11 protein-coding genes are annotated in these 14925 nt (G+C 71.3%); 4 read left to right on the top strand and 7 right to left on the bottom strand.

Features of this window, described 5'->3' with window-relative positions; translation table 11 throughout:
* Window positions 1–81: 81 nt before the first annotated feature.
* Window positions 82–807, top strand: a complete 726-nt coding sequence (locus tag OHB13_RS29730; protein ID WP_328379111.1) for a peptidyl-tRNA hydrolase — start codon at window positions 82–84, stop codon at window positions 805–807.
* 101 nt (window positions 808–908) lie between these two features.
* Here OHB13_RS29730 and yicI read toward each other — a convergent pair whose 3' ends face one another.
* The 5 genes from yicI to OHB13_RS29705 form a co-directional block, all read right to left on the bottom strand.
* Window positions 909–3218 carry an alpha-xylosidase gene (gene yicI / locus OHB13_RS29725; RefSeq protein WP_328379110.1) on the bottom strand — a complete coding sequence of 770 codons (2310 nt, stop codon included), beginning with the start codon at window positions 3216–3218 and terminating at the stop codon, window positions 909–911.
* Between the two features lie 107 nt (window positions 3219–3325).
* Window positions 3326–4141 (bottom strand): carbohydrate ABC transporter permease, encoded by an 816-nt coding sequence (locus tag OHB13_RS29720; RefSeq protein ID WP_328379109.1) that lies wholly within the window; start codon window positions 4139–4141, stop codon window positions 3326–3328.
* Between the two features lie 5 nt (window positions 4142–4146).
* Complete coding sequence (locus OHB13_RS29715; protein WP_328379108.1) at window positions 4147–5103, bottom strand: carbohydrate ABC transporter permease; 957 nt, start codon at window positions 5101–5103, stop codon at window positions 4147–4149.
* A 12-nt stretch (window positions 5104–5115) separates the two neighbouring features.
* Window positions 5116–6351 (bottom strand): sugar ABC transporter substrate-binding protein, encoded by a 1236-nt coding sequence (locus OHB13_RS29710; protein ID WP_328379107.1) that lies wholly within the window; start codon window positions 6349–6351, stop codon window positions 5116–5118.
* Window positions 6352–6547: 196 nt separating this feature from the next.
* On the bottom strand, window positions 6548–7621 hold the full coding sequence (locus tag OHB13_RS29705; protein ID WP_328379106.1) for a LacI family DNA-binding transcriptional regulator: 1074 nt from the start codon (window positions 7619–7621) through the stop codon (window positions 6548–6550).
* Window positions 7622–7900: 279 nt separating this feature from the next.
* Here OHB13_RS29705 and OHB13_RS29700 point away from each other — a divergent pair, with 279 nt between their 5' ends.
* Both OHB13_RS29700 and OHB13_RS29695 read left to right on the top strand, forming a co-directional pair.
* Window positions 7901–9277: a DUF692 domain-containing protein gene (locus OHB13_RS29700; RefSeq protein ID WP_328379105.1), complete on the top strand. Its 1377-nt coding sequence runs from the start codon at window positions 7901–7903 to the stop codon at window positions 9275–9277.
* Between the two features lie 136 nt (window positions 9278–9413).
* Window positions 9414–11072 (top strand): alpha/beta hydrolase, encoded by a 1659-nt coding sequence (locus tag OHB13_RS29695; RefSeq protein ID WP_328379104.1) that lies wholly within the window; start codon window positions 9414–9416, stop codon window positions 11070–11072.
* A 30-nt stretch (window positions 11073–11102) separates the two neighbouring features.
* Here the strand turns inward: OHB13_RS29695 and hemQ are convergent, their stop codons facing one another.
* On the bottom strand, window positions 11103–11840 hold the full coding sequence (gene hemQ / locus OHB13_RS29690; protein ID WP_266851883.1) for a hydrogen peroxide-dependent heme synthase: 738 nt from the start codon (window positions 11838–11840) through the stop codon (window positions 11103–11105).
* 4 nt (window positions 11841–11844) lie between these two features.
* The gene (hemG, locus tag OHB13_RS29685) at window positions 11845–13266 is read right to left on the bottom strand and encodes a protoporphyrinogen oxidase (RefSeq protein WP_266851885.1); all 1422 of its coding nucleotides are present in this window, start codon (window positions 13264–13266) and stop codon (window positions 11845–11847) included.
* Between the two features lie 216 nt (window positions 13267–13482).
* Between hemG and OHB13_RS29680 the strand changes: the two genes are divergently transcribed.
* A complete protein-coding gene (locus OHB13_RS29680) occupies window positions 13483–14862 on the top strand; it encodes an FAD-dependent oxidoreductase (protein WP_266851887.1) in 1380 nt (459 codons plus the stop codon).
* Window positions 14863–14925 lie beyond the last annotated feature (63 nt).

Here is a 14925-nt window from a genome sequence, read left to right as displayed (position 1 = left end):
CAAGAATCGGTGGAGCACCGCCGGGAATCCAGGGGGAATCCGCGGGAAATCCGCTGGCACCCGACTGGCAGACTGGGGCGGGTGAGCAGCAACGACAGCCCTTTCCGCGCGGAGCCGACGGCACGCGACGAGGCCCCGCAGTTCGTCCTTCCGCTGGTGGTTCACATCGAGAAGGCCGAACCCCCGGCCCGTACGGACGCGCTGGAGACGGCGGCTCGTGCGGTGCTCGTGATGCTGTCGGACGAACGCTCGCTGGGTGACGGCGAGTGGGCGCAGGCGATGGCGGACTGGCAGGACGCCCGGATCCGCAAGGTCGTACGGCGGGCACGCGGCGCCGAGTGGCGGAAGGCTTCGGCGCTGCCGGGCATCACCGTCACCGGTTCCGCGGCCGAGGTACGGGTCTTCCCTCCGGTGCCGCTGGACGGCTGGCCGAAGGAGCTGGCGAAGCTCCAGGTCAGCGGCACCGACCTGGACGATCCCGAGCTGCTGCCCGCGCCGGACCGCACCGCGCCGGTCATCTGGCTCAACCCTCAACTGGACATGTCGGCGGGCAAGTCGATGGCACAGACCGGCCATGGCGCACAGCTCGCCTGGTGGGAGCTTTCCGACGCCGAGCGGGACGCGTGGCGGGCCGCCGGGTTCCCGCTGTCGGTTCGGACGGCGGCTCCTGGGCACTGGGGCGAACTGACCGCGAGCGGGCTGCCGGTCGTACATGACGCGGGGTTCACCGAGATCGCGCCCGGGGAGACCGTCGCGGTCGAAGGGGGCAGCCGCTTCTGCCCGCTCCCGCAGGGACGACGGCCGTAGGCGGCTGCTCCACGCCGGCACCACCCGGCGGCCGTCGAGCCAGCTGTTCTCCTTGAGACCTCCCGGTGCCGGATGTCCCGGTCGCCACGACCGGCAGCCTGCTACGACCAGTGGGCCGTCAGCCGGGGTGTGCCGGCCGGGCAGGAGTGCAGCGCGCCGAGCGGATGCGAAGTGCCGCCCCTGGCCGTGCTCGCGCCCACGAGTAGTACGTTCCAGGGCAGTTCGCTCGCGGTCTCCACGACGATCTCGTCCCCCGATCGCCGGGTGGTGAAGACCGCCGCCTCTCCCGAGCCGTCGGGCAGCGGGATGGCCGTCACTGCCGTCGACCCGTCGGCCGGGGCGTGGACGCCCAGCGTCACACCGTCCGCCCAGTCGTACGCCGGCCTGTCGGCGACTGCTCCGAACGGCACGACGGCGCCCTCCCTGGCGAGCAGCGGAAGGGTGTCGAAGCCGTGCGTCTCCCGCCGCCAGCCCCGCCCCGGGATCCGTTCCCCGGTGAGGACGTTGGTCCAGGTGCCGGCCGGCAGGTAGTACTCGACGGTGCCGCCCTCGGTGAAGACGGGCGCCACCAGCAGATCGTCGCCGAGCATGTACTGCCGGTCGAGGAACCGGCAGGCCGGGTCGTCGGGGAACTCCAGCACCATGGCGCGCATCACCGGTGTACCCGCCTCGCCCGCCTGGACGGCGGCCCGGTACAGGTACGGCATCAGCCGGTGCTTGAGCCGGGTGAAGGAGCGGGTGACGGCTACCGCCTCGTCGCCGTAGTCCCACGGGACGCGGTAGGACCTGCTGCCGTGCAGCCGGCTGTGCGACGACAACAACCCGAACTGGACCCAGCGTTTGAACAGTGCCGGTGTCGGCGTGCCCTCGAAGCCCCCGATGTCGTGGCTCCAGAATCCGAAGCCCGAAAGGCCCAGCGACAGGCCGCCGCGCAGCGATTCGGCCATCGCCTCGAAGGACGATTCGCAGTCGCCGCCCCAGTGCACCGGCAGCCGCTGGCCCCCGGCGGTCGCCGAGCGGGCGAAGACCACGGCCTCCCCCTCGCCGCGCACCTCCCGCAGCAGGTCGAAGACGGTCTCGTTGTACAGCTGCGTGTAGTAGTTGTGCATCCGCTCCGGGTCCGAGCCGTCGTGCCAGGCCACGTCGACGGGTACACGCTCGCCGAAGTCGGTCTTGAAGCAGTCCACGCCCTGGTCGAGCAGCAGCCGCAGCTTGCCCGCGTACCAGTCCCGCGCCGCGGGGCTGGTGAAGTCGACCAGCGCCATACCCGCCTGCCACCTGTCCCACTGCCATACGTCGCCGTCCGGCTTCTTCAGCAGATGCCCGAGCGCCATGCCCTCGGCGAACAGGGGTGACTTCTGGGCGATGTACGGGTTGATCCAGACGCAGATCCGCAGGCCCTGCGCCTTGAGCCGGGCCAGCATGCCCACCGGGTCGGGGAAGACGTCCGGGTCCCAGACGAAATCGCTCCACTGGTACTCGCGCATCCAGAAGCAGTCGAAGTGGAAGACGCTCAGCGGGATATCGGCCTCGGCCATGCGCGTGACGAACCGGGTGACCGTCGCCTCGTCGTAGGAGGTGGTGAAGGACGTGGACAGCCACAGGCCGAACGACCAGTCCGGCGGCAGCGCGGGCCGGCCGGTCAGCGCCGTGTAGCGGGCGAGGATCTCCTTGGGCGTCGGGCCGTACACGACGAAGAATTCCAGCGACTGGTCCTCGACGCTGAACTGGACCCGCCCGACGGACTCCGAGCCGACCTCGTAGGACACCTGGCCGGGGTGGTTGACGAAGACTCCGTACCCCCGGTCGGTGAGGTGGAACGGGACGTTCTTGTAGGCCTGTTCACTGCTCGTCCCGCCGTCGGCCTGCCAGATGTCGACGCTCTGGCCGTTCCGTACGAGCGGGGTGAAGCGCTCGCCGAGTCCGTACACACTCTCACCGACGCCCAGCGACAGCTGTGTGAGCATGAAGTGCCGGTCGTCACCGTCGGTCGCGAAGCCGGTGCCGCGCGGGCCGACGGAGGTCAGAGCCCGGCCGCCGCCGCTGAAGTCCAGCTGCCAGGGCGCCTCGGTGTCCACCTTCAACGACAGCTCACCTGAGATGAGTTCGATGGCCGGTCCCTCGCGCACAATCCTGACCGTGGATTCCCCGGATGGGCTGAGGGTGAACTCGGGTCGCCGGGGGGCCCGTCCGCCGTGGTGGGTGGTACGGACGCCGATCACGCCTTCGGCGGGCGACCAGCAATCCACCGTCAGCAGCGGCCCGTTGAGGGTGTCGCCACGCTTCGTGACCCGGCTCACCGGCGCGTACAGCGTCAACCGGTCGTCCGTGACGACGGCGTCCGCCACGGAGACCGCGTGGTGGGCACTGACGCCGGGGCGCATGAGCCAGTAGCCGTCGGTGAACTTCATCGGTTCTCCTGCTCGGGTGCGAGGTGTCCGGACCGGCAGTGCTCATCGCTCCGAGGCCCTTCCGGGTCTGTTCGGTGAAGCCGGCCGGTTCCGCAGTGCATGCGGAGCTATTTGACGGAGCCGCCGGTGATCCCGGCCGCGACGTACTTCTGGGCCACCACGAGCAGGACCGCGGCCGGTACGGCGGATACGACCGCCGTCGCCATGACCGCGCCCCAGTCGCTGACGTGTGCGCCGATGTACTCGTACATGGAGAGCGTGACCGGCTTGACGTCGTCGGTGGTGTTGAGGGTCAGCGCGAACATGAAGTCCGACCAGGCGAAGAGGAATGCGAAGAGGCCGGAGGTGATCAGGGCGTTGCGGCTCATCGGCAGGACGATGCGCCAGAACGCGGTGAACCGGTTCGCCCCGTCGACCAGCGCCGCCTCTACGACCTCCCGCGGTATGGACACCATGAAGGCCCGCAGCAGCACGATGGAGAACGGCAGCCCGAGCGAGGCGTCGGCGAGGACGAGACCGAACGTCGAATTGACCAGGTCCAGGTCGACGTAGGCGCTGTAGAGCGCGTTGGCGATCACGATGCCTGGCACCATCTGCGTGATCAGGGTGCCGAAGACAACGGTGCGGCTGCCCCGCGGCCCGAGCTGGGCGAGGCCGTACGCGGCGGGTGCGGCGAGCGCCAGACACACCACCACGGCGCCGAGCGCGACCACCAGGCTGGTGCCGAGCGGCCCGCCCTGGCTGCTGAGCGCGCGGTGGAAGTTCTCCCAGCCGGGCGCCGTCGGTATCCAGTCGGTCGATGCCAGGCTCTCGCCCGGCTGGAGGGCGATGTTGAGCATCCAGTAGAGCGGGAAGAGCAGGATGACCAGAATGATCAGTGCGATGACGGTGTTTCCGCCCCGGCGCAGTCGGCGGGTGGACATGGCGATCACTTCCCCTGACCGAGGTTGGCGCGGTTGAACCGCAGATAGAGCACGGCGAACACCGCGCTGACAAGAATGAGGATGTCGCCGACCACCGCGCCCTGCCCGAAGTCCAGTTCCTGGAAGGAGAGTTGGTAGGTGACCGTGCCGAGGGTCTGGGTGGAGTCGGCGGGGCCGCCACCGGTGAGTGCGAGGATCAGGTCGAGGATCTTCACCGTCGACATGAAGCCCAGCACGAGGACGACGGTCACCACCGGACGCAGCAGCGGCAGGGTGACGCTGCGGAACGTACGCCAGGCTCCGGCGCCGTCTAGGGCCGCCGCCTCGTACAGATCGCGCGGTATCTCCTGGAGCCCGCCGTAGAGGATCACCATGTTGAACGGGATGCCGATCCAGATGTTGACCAGGGTCGCCGACAGCAGGGCGACACCGGGGCTGCTGAGCCAGGGCACCGGCGACGAGACGATGTGCAGATTCGTCAGCAGGCTGTTGATGACACCGGTGTCCTGGTCGAGGAGTTTGCGCCAGACGACCGCCGACACCACCATCGGCACCAGCCAGGGCAACAGCAGCACCGCACGGACGAATCCGGACAGCCGGAAACGGCGGGAGAAGAACACGGCGAGTGCGAGGCCGAGGACGAACTGGCCGAGCAGCGAGCCGAGCGTGAAGACCAGGGTGTGCCAGAGGGAGCCGGTGAACAGCGGGTTGTCGAACACGGCGCGCCAGTTGTCGAACCCATTGAAGGGCGACTCACCGGTGAAGAAGGAACGCGGTGTGTAGTGCTGCAAGCTCATCACGACGTTGCGGACGAGCGGGTATCCGAAGAAGGCCAGCATGTACAGGACGGCCGGAGCGGCGAAGCCCCAGCGCAGCAGCGTGTCACGGCGCCTGTGGGCCCCGGGTGTTCCGGCCGCGGTGCTTCCTGCCGGTGGCGCCTGGACGGCGGCGGTGATCGTCATGGCAGTCGTCTCTCACTCGCCGGCCGTGGCCCGTGACTGGGCCTGCTTCAGAGCCGCTTCAGGTGTGGAGCGGCCGGTCAGAACGGACTGGAAGGCGCCGGCCAGGGCGTCGGACACGGCCGGCCAGTGCGCACCGACCCGGTCGGTGCGCGAGCGCGCCGTCGCGACCTCGTCGGCGAAGGCTCCGAGCTTCGGGTTCCGGGCCTTGTACGCGGCAGCCGCGGAAGTGCGGGTGGGTACGTTGTTGACGGCCTCGCCCCAGGCGACCTGGTTCTTCCGCTCGTTGAGGCAGTTGATGATCTTCGCGGCGGTCCCCTGCCGCTGCTTGTCCTTGGTCTGCGGAACCGTCATCACGGTGCCGCCGATCGGCGGCACCGGCGTGCCGCCGGCCCGTGGCACCGGTATCGCGGCGACCGCCCAGTGCAGATCCTTGTGCTCACTGAGCACCGGGACCTGCCATGGACCGTTGATCATCATCGCGGTGCGGCCCGCGATGAACTGGTCGTTGACGTCCTGCTGGTTCCAGGTGACCGCGGCGCTCGACGCCGACTTCTGGTGCACCAGGTCCGTCCACAGCTGCAGCGCAGGCGCGCCCTTGCCGTTGTCTAGATGGGCCTCGTCGCCACCGCCCGACCAGAAGAACGGCAGGAACTGATAGACCCCGTCGGCGTCCGGCGTCGCGCTGAAGGCCATCCCGTACGTCTTGCCGTGCGTGAGCTTCCTTGCCGTCACCTTGAGCTCGTCCCAGGTGGTGGGGGGTTCGACCCCGGCCTTCTTGAGCAGGTCCACGTTGTAGATCAGGGCGAGCGAGTTGACCGAGCGCGCGATGCCGTAAAGGGTGCCGCCGAAGCTGCCCATGGTGATGGCGCTGCCCGACATCCCGGACACGTCGACACCGGTGTTCTTCAGCGGCACGAGGCCGCCCGTGTCCGCGAACTGCGGCACATCGGAGCCGTCCAGCTCCAGGATGTCGGTCAGCGAGCGGGACGAGGCCATCCGCAACGCCTTCGAGACCACCTGGTCGGCCGGGACGCTGGTCTGTCTGACCTTGACTCCGAGCGGCTTCGCGCACACATCGAAGAACTTCTGCTCCTGATCGTGTTCGAGGGTGTCCGTGGCCGAGTTCAGCACGGTGATCGTGCCCGGGTCGGGGACGTTCCCGCAGCCGGCGAGGCCGGCCACGGTCAGGAGGGCCGTAGCGGTGGCGATCGCGACCGACGCCGGCGGGCGTCGGCGGAGGAGGTGCATGGTGGCTGCTCTCCGTTCGGTCTGCGGCTCTGTGAGAGGACGGAGGTTCGATGTGCCGACATGTCGATCCGGTCGACCCGGTCTACGCGGTCGATCTGTCGAATCGATTCGACAGATCGCAGTGATGCTAAACCCTCGCAGAGACGCCGACAAGAGGTGCGGCAACGCAATGAAGTGGTCCCGGTGGGACAGGAGTTCAGCGCAGTGGCGCGGTGAACGGCGCCGCCCCCGGCAGCAGGACAGGCGCGATGAGCAGATGCCCGATGGAGGCGGCGAGCAGCTGCCCGCTGGGCTCGGAGTCGCCCGCGGCACGCTCGCGCAAGGCGGTGGCGGCGGACACGGCAAGCCGGGAGACCTCGGTTGCCAACGTCTCGACGGGCAGTTCGACACGGGGCAGCCTGCGGCTCGACGGATCGCCCGGGAGCGAACCGATGACCACCACACTGAGGTCTTCCGGTACCCGCAGACCGGCCGCGGCCACGGACGCCATGATGTGGTGGTGCGCTGATGGATGCTGCACGACAAGAGCGGTCGGCGGCCTTCGGCTCGCGTTACCCCTGGGAGCCGGGAGCAAGGTCCGCAGCCTGCGGGCGAGCTTCGCCGCATCGTCCACGGAGTGAACCAGCTTGACAGAAGCGCCTGTCGCGCGGGCCCCTCGCCGCGCCCCGGCGATACCGCGCAACGCGTAGCTGCGCCGGGCCCTGACCTCAGCCTCGCTGGGCGCGAGATACACCATGTCACTGTGTCCCGCGGCAGCCAGTTCACGTACGGCGAGGACGGCGGCCTCCTCCCAGTCGAGGTCGGTCCACGGCAGGGCGTCCTCGTCAGCGGGCCGCCCGATCAGGGCTGACGGGAAGGCCAGCTCCCGTACGACGTCGATCCGCGCGTCCTCCATGTCGACGGCCATCAGGATCGCGGCGTCCGCGAGACCACTGAGCGCCACACGCCGCAGCCCTCCCGCCTTGTCCTGGGAGGTGGTGAGCAGCAGGTCGTAGCCAAGGCTGTTGACGGCGTCGCTGACGTCGATGGCGAATCTGCCGTCCACGGAGTGCTGCACACCGGCCGCCCGCGGCAGGGCCAGCGCGATCACCTGCGTACGGCTGCTGCGCAGCGTCCGCGCGCTGGCCCGGGGGTGGTAGCCGAGGGTGTCCACCGCTTCCTGGACACGTATGCGCGTCTCCGTGGAGATGCTCCTGGAGCCGTTGAGCACATACGAGACGGTGCTCGGGGCGACACCTGCCCGCTGCGCGACGTCCCTGATGGTAGCCATCCTCGACCCCTTCGGTGGCCCGTCATCGTACCCAACGCGGCACGCGGTGCCCGGGCCCCGGGCCAGGTGGCAGCGCCCGCGGGGCGCAGGCCGGTCGCTCCGTATGCCGCAGCGCATCGCCGGGCCGGCGCACGGGCCGCAGCAGCCCCCGTCCGGCCTTCACCCCGCCCGCCGGGAACCTCAAATCAAGCTCTGAACGTCCCATCGGGTGGATTCACCGCGGCCCCGCGGGGTCATCACCCCCGCACGCGCCGCGATTGCGGCGGCGGAGGGGGAACCATGGGAACCATCGAGAAGCTGGGCACCGGTATCGGATGGCGGCCGGAGATCGCCACGGCGGTGGAGGAGCTGCCGGGCATCGACTGGGTCGAGGTGGTCGCGGAGAACCTCTGCCCCAGCCATCTCCCGGACTCTCTGCTGCGGCTGCGCGAGCGCGGGGTGACGGTGGTTCCGCACGGTGTCTCACTGGGCGTCGGCGGCGCCGAGCGCCCGGCTGCCGACCGGCTCGCCGCGCTGGCCGAGCGGGCCCTCCTGCTGGAGTCGCCGCTGGTCACGGAGCACATCGCCTTCGTCAGGGCCGGCGGCCCGCTCACCGCGTCCCCCGGTCTGGAGGCCGGCCATCTGCTGCCGGTCCCGCGCACCTGGGACGCGCTGCATGTGCTGTGCGAGAACGTCAGGGCCGCCCAGGACGCCCTGCCGGTCCCGCTCGCCCTGGAGAACATCGCCGCGCTGATCTCCTGGCCCGACGAGGAGCTGACGGAGGGGCAGTTCCTGGCGGAACTGGTGGAGCGCACGGGCGTACGGCTGCTGATCGACGTGGCCAACCTCCACACCAACCACGTGAACCGCGGCGAGGACCCCGCGGCCGCCCTGGACGAACTCCCGGTGGAGGCCATCGCGTACGTCCATGTCGCGGGCGGTGTGGAGAAGGACGGCGTCTGGCACGACACCCATGCCCACCCGGTGACCGCGCCGGTCCTCGACGTGCTGGCACAGCTGCGGGACCGGGTGGACCCGCCGGGGGTGCTGCTGGAGCGGGACGACGACTTCCCTCCCGCGGCCGAGCTGGCCGGTGAGCTGTCCGCGATACGGGAAACCCTGGCAGCCCGGGAGGCTGTGACTGCCAGGGGGGCTGTGACCGTCGGAGAGTCCGCCACCGCCCGGGAGGCTGCGGCTGTCAAGGAAACTGTCACCGCCGGAGAGTCCGCCACCGCTCGGGGGACCGCCCCCGCATCCACCACCGGCCCCCGGCAGCGGCTCGGCCTCGCCGAGACCGCGCTGCTCTCCGCCCTGGTCGCGGGCACCCCCTCGCCCGAGGGGTTCGACACCCGGCGGCTGGGGGTGCAGAGCCGTGCGCTGGCCGCCAAGCGCGCCGATGTCGTGGCGCAGGTGGCCCCCGAGCTGCCCGCCCTGCTCGGCGCCGGGTACCGGACCGCTTTCCTGGCGTACGCCAAGTCCCGCCCGATGACCGGTGGTTACCGGCGCGACGCGCTCGACTTCGCGGAACAGCTGCTCCGCGCCGGGCTCCCCGCCGACGCCGCGGCCCGGCGCCGGCTCGCCCTGTGGTGGCAGGAGCGGTCGGCCCCGCGCCGGCCGACCAGGGCGGCCAGGTTCGCCCGTGCGGCCCGGACCCGGTTCGGCCGCGCGTACCGGTGACTCCCGGCCCGTCCGCCACGGGTCGGCGGGGTCATTGACACCGACACCGCCGAACGGTCCTTTACAACGTCAGCCGCCGGACGAATTATCCCTTTTATTCAGTAGCTGCAGGAAGCAGCTGGACGAAGGGGTCCCGATGAAGGCAGTCGCGCTGTACGGAACGGCCGGTGTTCTGCTGCTGTCCGGACTGGCCGCCCTGGCCGCCGCGCCGCCGGGCAGCGCGGATGCCCCGGCCGGCACGTACGCGGACGTCGGCGGCCCGGGCGGCGGGACAGCCACGGCCCCGGGCACCCGGGCGGCCGAGGCGGCGGGCACCCTGACCGCGGCCGCCCGGGCCGCCGCCGCGGGTATCGCCTTCGGCATCTGCCCGACGAGCGAGTCGCTGCCCGCGTCCGTGCGGTGCGGCAGCGTCCGGGTCCCGCTCGACTACGCCCGGCCGGACGGCGCGCAGATCTCCCTGACCGTCAGCAGGGCGCACGCCACCGGCAAGCCCGCCGACCGCCAGGGCGCACTGATCTACAACCCGGGCGGCCCCGGCGCCTCCAGCATGTACTTCCCGATGGCGGCCGCGGTCCCCGCGTGGAAGCCGCTGGCCGCCGCGTACGACCTGGTGGGGTACGCGCCGCGCGGCGTCGGCCGCTCGGCGCCGCTCTCGTGCGAGGACCCCGCCGCTTACGCGAAGCCCTCGAAAACGGCGCCGATCTACCCGTCGGAGGCGTTCAAGCAGAAGAAGATCGCCCAGGCGAAGGCCTACGCCCAGGGCTGCGCCCGCCGGGCGGGTGCGGCCCTGGGGCAGTACAACTCGCTGAACAACGCCCGGGACCTGGATGTGCTGCGGGCCGCGCTGGGCGAGCGGAAGCTGACCTTCATGGGCGCCTCGTACGGCACGTACTTCGGTGCGGTCTACGCGACGCTCTTCCCCTCGCACGTGCGCCGGATGGTCTTCGACTCGGCGGTCGACCCGGACCCCGCCAAGATCTGGTACCGCGACAACCTCGACCAGTCACTCGCCTTCGAGCGGCGCTGGACCGACTTCCGCACCTGGGTGGCGCTCCACGACAAGACGTACCACCTGGGGCGCGACGCGTCGGATGTGCTGGCGGGCTACGAGACGGCGCGGTCCCGGCTCGCGGAGCGGCCGGCGGGCGGTGTCGGCCCGGCGCAGCTGCAGAGCACCTTCCTCCAGGCCGGTTACTACGACGACGTCTGGCCGGCCACCGCCAGTGCGCTCGCACGCTATCTGCAAGGGGACCCGAAGCCGCTGATCAAGCTGGCCGCTCCGGACCCGGCGGCGGCGAAGGCGGACGAGAACAGCACGGCGGTCTACACGGCCGTCGAGTGCAACGACGCGCAGTGGCCTGCCGACTGGCACGTCTGGGACACGGACAACACCGCGCTGGCGCGCCGGGCACCTTTCGAGACCTGGGACAACGTCTGGATGAACCTGCCGTGCGCCTACTGGCCGGCACCGCGGCAGCAGCCGCTCGATGTCCGCAGCTCCGGCGGTGCGCTGCCGCCGACGCTGATCCTGGCCGCCGAGCGGGACGCGGCCACCCCCTACCCGGGTGCGCTGGAGCTCCAGCGGCGGCTGCGGGGGTCGGTACTGATCACTGAACGGGGCGCGGGTACGCATGGCATCGCCGGCGGCCCCAACAAGTGCGTCAACGCGTATCTGGACGACTACCTGCTGACGGGGCGGACGCCGGTGCGGCGCGCTACCTGCGCGCCGCACCCGCTGCCGGACCCGGTGTCGCTGGAGAAGCGGACGCTGCCGAGGCCGCGGCCCGCTCTCTGATCTTCCGGGTCATGGACGACCGGGTCCGCCTCAGGCGAGCCCGGCCACCAGGTCGGCCACCGACTTGCGCCGGCCGGTGAAGAAGGGAACCTCTTCGCGTACGTGCATCCGCGTCTCGGAGCCGCGCAGATGACGCATCAGGTCGACGATGCGGTACAGCTCGTCGGCCTCGAAGGCCAGCAGCCACTCGTAGTCCCCGAGCGAGAACGACGCAACCGTGTTGGCGCGCACGTCCGGGAAGCCACGGGCCATCTTGCCGTGCTCGGCGAGCATCCTGCGGCGGTCCTCGTCGGCCAGCAGGTACCAGTCGTAGGAGCGCACGAAGGGATACACCGAGACGTAGTCCCGGGGGGTCTCGTCGGCGAGGAACGCCGGAATGTGCGACTTGTTGAACTCGGCGGGGCGGTGCAGCGCCATGTTCGACCAGACCGGGTCGAGGGCGCGGCCGAGACGGGTGCGGCGGAAGAGGTTGTACGCGGTCTGGAGCTCGTCCGAGGTCTCCGCGTGCCACCAGATCATCACGTCGGCGTCGGCCCGCAGCCCGGAGACGTCGTACGTGCCGCGGACGGTGATGTCCTTGGCGGCGAGCTGGTCGAACAGCTCCTGGACCTCACCGGCCACCGCGGTGCGGTCGGTGTCGCCGGGGAGCACGTCGCGCAGCTTGAAGACGGACCACAGCGTGTAGCGCACGACCTCGTTGAGGTCCTTGGCCTTCTTGCCCGCGTTCGGGGCCTTGGGGGACGTCACGGTCTCCGGAGCATCAGTCATGCCGCTATTCTCCCGCGCCGCCGGTGGTGCCCGACGCCAGGGTTGCTGTGATCTCCTTCGCAGCCCGCTCGGCACTGGCGACACAGGCCGGAATGCCCACTCCGTCGTAGGCCGCGCCGCAGATCCGCAGGCCGGGCAGCGCGGCCACCGTGTCCCGTACCCGGGCCACCCGGGCGAGGTGGCCGACGGGGTACTGGGGCAGTCCGCCGATCCACCGGGTCACCTCGGTGGCGACCGGCTTCGCGGTGAGCCCGACGGCCTCGCCCAGGTCGCGCAGCGAGAGATCCACCAAGTCGGCGTCCTCGCGGTGCAGATGCTCCTCGTCGCCGTAGCGGCCGAGCGAGGTCCGCAGCACGACGAGCTCCGGGTCTGCGTCGGACCAGGCCCACTTGCGGCTGGAGAAGGTGGACGCCTTGATGGAGTGGCCGTCCACGGGCGGTACGAGAAATCCCGTGCCGTCGGGGAGGTTCAGCTCCGTACGGCGGAAGGCCAGGGTGACGAGCGACATCGAGGCGTACTCGACGGCGGCCAGCTCGGCGGAGGCGGCGGGCGCCTCGTCGGCCAGCAGCGCGGAGGCCGCCCAGGCCGGTACGGCGAGCACCACGGCGTCGGCCTCGATGGGGCGGCCACCGTCCTGCCCGCCGGTGCGGATCAGCCAGCCGTCCGCGGTGCGCCGCAGCTCCAGCGCGGGCCGGTGCAGCAGGACTTCGCCGCCCCGGGCGCGGACCGCGTCGGCCACGGCGGGCGGCAGGGTGCCGATGCCCCCGTCCAGTCCCATGAAGACCGGGCCCGACGCGGGGGTGACGCGCTGCTGGAGCGAGCGCACGGCGGCGCCGAGCGTGGGGTGGGTGCGGGCGGCCTCGTAGAGCGCGGGGACCGCGGCGCGCATCGAGGTGCGGTAGACGTCGCCCGCGTAGACCCCGCCGAGCAGCGGCTCGACGAGCCGGTCGACGACCTCGCGGCCCATCCGGCCGGCCACGTACTCGCCGAGTGCGATGTCCTCGCCGATCTCGGCGGGCGGCAGTTCGGCGTCCTGGCCGATCCGGCGCAGCCCCTCGTCCGAGAGCACACCGCCGAGCCGGCCCGCGTCGGCCGGTACGCCCATGACGTGGCCGGTGGGCATCGGGGTCAGCGCGCCCCTGTTCCAGAGGGCGGCGCCGCTGGTGGCGGGCGGCTGGAGCGCGTCGCCCAGACCGGCCTCACGCGCGAGCGCGACCGCCTCGGGGCGCCGGGCGAGCATCGACTCGGCGCCGAGGTCGACCCGTACGCCTTCGATCTCGCCCGTGTGGAGCTTGCCGCCGACCCGGCCGGTGCCCTCCAGCACCGTCACCCGTGCCCCGCCGCCGGTCAGCCGGAGCGCTGCCGCGAGACCCGAGATCCCACCTCCGATGACGACGACATGAGCCGTACGCGTGTCCGCATTCATGCCCCCACTCTCTCAAATCCTTTCCGGGGCCCGAACGTCACCGTGGTCCGGTGGATCACGGGGGGCGTTCGCGCGACCCGGGTACGGCCTCCCGCGCCGCGGGGGAATGTTCCGGGGTCCGCACACGTACCTTCCCAGAGGGCGACGGAGCGGAAAGCGCCCGCACGGAAAGCGGCAACAGCGGCAACAGCGGTAACAGCCACGGAGGTACGCGCAATGGCAGCGGAGCGACTGGTGGTCATCGGCGGGGACGCGGCGGGCATGTCCGCAGCGTCCCAGGCCCGCAGGCTCAGGGGTCCGGACGAGCTGGAGATCACCGCCTTCGAACGCGGCCACTTCACCTCGTTCTCGGCGTGCGGCATCCCCTACTGGGTGGGCGGCGAGGTCGGCGAGCGCGACGACCTCGTCGCCCGCACCCCCGAAGAGCACCGGGCACGGTCGATCGACCTCCGGATGCGGACCGAGGTGACGGAGATCGACGTCGCCGGGCAGCGGGTGCACGCCCGCGACCTGGAATCGGGGGCGGCCGGCTGGACTGCGTACGACAAGCTCGTCATCGCCACGGGCGCGCGTCCGGTACGCCCCGAGCTGCCCGGCATCGACGCGCCGGGCGTGCACGGCGTGCAGACGCTGGACGACGGCCAGGCCCTGATCGACTCGCTGCGGACGGCGTCCGGCCGCCGCGCGGTGATCGTCGGGGCCGGTTACATCGGCGTCGAGATGGCGGAGGCGCTGCTGCACCGCGGGTACGAGGTGACGGTCCTGACCCGCGGCGCCCAGCCGATGTCCACGCTCGACCCGGACATGGGGAAGCTGGTCCACGACGCGATGGACGGCATGGGCATCACCACGGTGACCGGCGCGGAGGTCACCGCGGTCCGCACGGACGAGCGGGGACGGGCCAGCGCCGTCGCGACGGACGCCGCCGAATACCCGGCTGACGTAGTGGTCCTGGGGATCGGCGTGGAGCCGCAGACCGGCCTCGCGGCCGCCGCGGGGCTGCCGCTGGGCGAGTACGGCGGGCTGCTGACCGATCTGTCGATGCGGGTGCGCGGCCACCGGAACATCTGGGCGGGCGGCGACTGCGTCGAAGTCCTCGACCTGGTCTCCGGCCGGGACCGGCACATCCCGCTCGGCACACACGCGAACAAGCACGGCCAGATCATCGGCGCCAACGCGGGCGGTGGATACGGCACGTTCCCCGGTGTCGTCGGCACCGCGGTGAGCAAGGTCTGCGATCTGGAGATCGCCAGGACCGGGCTGCGCGAGAAGGACGCGCACGCGGCCGGGCTGCGGTACGTCACGGCGACCATCGAGTCGACCAACAGCGCCGGTTACTACCCGGGCGCGGCCCTGATGACGGTGAAGATGCTCGCCGAGCTGCGGACCGGGCGGCTGCTCGGCACGCAGATCGTGGGGCGGGAGGGCGCGGCGAAGCGGGTGGACATCGCCGCCGTCGCCCTCACCGCGGGCATGACGGTGGAGCAGATGGTCTCGCTGGACCTGGGGTACGCGCCGCCGTTCTCACCGGTCTGGGACCCGGTGCTGGTCGCCGCGCGGAAGGCGGTCACAGCGGTGCGCCGGGCGGGCGGGTAGCGGTGCGGTGTGCGCTCCCGGTGCGCGGGTCGGCCTGTGGACCGTCCCGCGCACCGAGGGCGG

The sequence above is a fragment of the Streptomyces sp. NBC_00440 genome (genome assembly GCF_036014215.1).
Classification (GTDB): domain Bacteria; phylum Actinomycetota; class Actinomycetes; order Streptomycetales; family Streptomycetaceae; genus Streptomyces.
The sequence above is the reverse complement of the archived record's forward strand: the minus strand, read 5'-3'. Positions and strand labels throughout refer to the sequence as shown.